Raw genomic sequence first — 1,136 nt, forward strand, 5'->3', positions numbered from 1 at the left:
CGCCGGGCATTGGCCGGAGGCGTCGCTGCGCCGCGACGGCGGCACACTCGGCGACGCCCTGGCGGCGGTCAGGCGCCTGCGTCGCCGCCTGGCCGGCTGAGCGGCGCGTCACGCCGCGGAGGACGCGTCCCCCCGCGGCGCGGCGATCTCCAGCACCAGCTTGCGGCGGATGGCGCTTGCGAAGGCCGGCAGCCCCTCCGCCGGCAGCACGAAGGCGCCGGCGCCGCCGACCACCATCTCGCGGTAATGCGTCTCCAGCGCCTCGGCCGAGGGCAGGGCGCCGACCACATGGCGCGGCGCGCGCAGGATCGGCAGGCCGTTGATCGTGATGCCCGCCGCCACCGCGGCGTCGCGCGCCTCCTCGACCGCGCCGCCGTGGTTGTTGGTGCCGTCGCCCGAGATGTCCACCACCCTGCGCTCCGCCTCGAAGGGCGCCGCGGCCAGCAGGTCCTGCGCGAAGCGGATCGCGCCGGAGATCGAGGTCCAGTCGCCGACGCGGGGCGGCGCCTCCCGCAGGGCGGAGCCGAAGGCGGTGGCGGCGACGCCCTCCGCGATGCGCATCCAGGGCACCACCACCCGCTGATCCTGCCAGGACGACCATTCTACATAGGTCATGGCCACGGCGGCGTGCGCGCCGGACCGGATTGCCTCCACCACCATCGGGTGCTGCAGCGCCGCGGCGTAGCCGTCGCGCTGCAGCGCGATCTCCGCCTCGCCCATGGAGCGCGACACGTCGGCCGCGAGGACGAGCAGCAGGTCCACGGGACCGTCTTCTCCCCTGGCGCGCAGCACGGCGGGCCGCGCCAGGACGAGCGCACAGGCGGAGCCAAGCAGGATCCTTCGCCGCATGGGCGTGACCTCCTCGCACTGGATGGCCCCGGAAGCCTGCTTAACCGCTGGCGCGGCGTCGGGTTCTCCGGCCGGCGGCGCCATCGCGGGGGCGCGAGGCAGCGCTTGCGGCGAGACCCCGGTCTCGCCCGCCCGTCGTCATTCCGCCGGCGGCACGCGGCGCGGATGCCCGCCCAGCTCGTCCAGCGTATAGGTCGCCAGCGCCGCCGCCTCGGCCGCCATCTCCTGCGCGCCGAGCGGCCGGTCGGGCGGGACGGCCTGCAGCGCGCGCAGCACCTCGGCGCGCG

1 protein-coding gene is annotated in these 1,136 nt (G+C 76.5%); it reads right to left on the reverse strand.

All coding sequences use genetic code 11. From position 1 onward, the window contains the following. Positions 1 to 108: 108 nt before the first annotated feature. Positions 109 to 849, reverse strand: a complete 741-nt coding sequence (locus tag OZN99_RS32185) for a DUF1194 domain-containing protein (protein ID WP_270939258.1) — start codon at positions 847 to 849, stop codon at positions 109 to 111. Positions 850 to 1,136: the final 287 nt, after the last annotated feature.

Source organism: Falsiroseomonas oryzae (assembly GCF_027856955.1).
Classification (GTDB): Bacteria; Pseudomonadota; Alphaproteobacteria; order Acetobacterales; family Acetobacteraceae; genus Falsiroseomonas; species Falsiroseomonas oryzae.